This is a genomic window from Enterococcus sp. HMSC076E04 (assembly GCF_001814285.1).
GTDB lineage: Bacteria > Bacillota > Bacilli > Lactobacillales > Enterococcaceae > Enterococcus_B > Enterococcus_B lactis.
The window spans coordinates 1-1345 of record NZ_KV815601.1; the positions used below are offsets into that span (position 1 = coordinate 1).

2 protein-coding genes are annotated in these 1345 nt (G+C 32.8%); both read right to left on the reverse strand.

The window, feature by feature from the left end; translation table 11 throughout:
- Window positions 1–315: 315 nt before the first annotated feature.
- On the reverse strand, window positions 316–672 hold the full coding sequence (locus HMPREF2961_RS07950) for a Spx/MgsR family RNA polymerase-binding regulatory protein (protein WP_002315910.1): 357 nt from the start codon (window positions 670–672) through the stop codon (window positions 316–318).
- Window positions 673–685: 13 nt separating this feature from the next.
- On the reverse strand, window positions 686–1096 hold the full coding sequence (locus HMPREF2961_RS07955) for a Spx/MgsR family RNA polymerase-binding regulatory protein (protein WP_002286258.1): 411 nt from the start codon (window positions 1094–1096) through the stop codon (window positions 686–688).
- Window positions 1097–1345 lie beyond the last annotated feature (249 nt).

Here is a 1345-nt window from a genome sequence, read left to right on the forward strand (position 1 = left end):
CTTTTTTAACGACTCAGTTATCTTATCATGTCATCATCAACATGTCAATAACTATTTTTCAAGTTTTTTTAATGCTGCTTTATTTGCGTATTACTTAAAACAACAAAAATGAATATATCATGTAAATTTACACATGTCAATATATTTCTCAGCCTATTTTCCCTCGTACATTTGAATTTTGACCAAATAAATCGAGCATATCTTTTATAGTAGAAAAATAAAGACAAAAAAAAGAACACATAACACACTTGATGTTAAGTGTTCGACTGTTCCAACTGTACGAAGCGCTCAGAAATTGATTAAAATAGGTAAAGACTATTTATTTAGGATAAGTTGCTCCATCAACTGCTCATTGTATCCAATAAATAGAACTTCATCAATAATGATCAACGGACGTCTGAGGAGTTTTGTATGTTGTGTACATAAAGAAATCAGTTGTTTTTTACCTACAGAGGAAAGGTCTATCGCAATGTTATGAAAAGCCTCAGACCAAGTCGCAAATAGCTGTTCTGCTTGCACTTCTTCAAAACTGCATAATTCTTCTGCTTCTTCTGTACTTAGATCGCGTTCTTCTAAGTCAACAAATTGATAAGGCAATTGATGGTACTCTAACCATTGTTTCGCCTTCAGACTGGTTACACAGTGCGCCGATCCATAGACTTTCACTTCCACGAAGACTCCCTCCCTATGAATTTAAGATGTTATTGTTTTGTAAATAGATTAGGTTTCTAGCAACACACCGAATTTCACGAGGGACAAATGACCGGATTTCATCTTCATTGAATCCGATTAGTATTCTTTTTTCATCAATCAAAATAGGCCGTCTCAATAATGAAGGATATTCTTTGAATAGGACGATCATTTGCTTTAAAGTTAATTCGTTAAAATCTATTCCCAACTTCTCGTAAATTTTCGACCGAGTGGAAATAATATCTTGAACTCCTCCTTCAGTCGCTGCTAAGATCTTTTTGATCTCACTTTCTGTTAACGGTTCGGCAAAAATATTCTTCTCTTCAAATTCAAGTTGATTCGCTTGCAACCATGCTCTTGCTTTTCTACAGGAAGTACAGCTAGGCGAAGTATATACTTTTATCATTTTCTCACTCCTTTTTAATTATAATCCAATTCTACAGCAATTTCTTTTAAAATACCAATTATTAGCTAATAAAAAATAAAAAAAGTCGAAAAAAAAATCGATTATTTGCGTTTAAATAATGAGAATTATTCTATTTATTCCCTATTTTAATAATAGTATTCTCATTTTTCAAAAATAAATAAGGGAGGTGTGACAAAAATCTTGTCACACCTCCCTTTTCCGAATAAACGGTGTTCCAGAAGTAGCTTC

Bases quoted from the DNA above. Each gene is read 5' to 3' on its own strand.
- HMPREF2961_RS07955 (WP_002286258.1), bottom strand. From the start codon at position 1,096: ATGATAAAAGTATATACTTCGCCTAGCTGTACTTCCTGTAGAAAAGCA.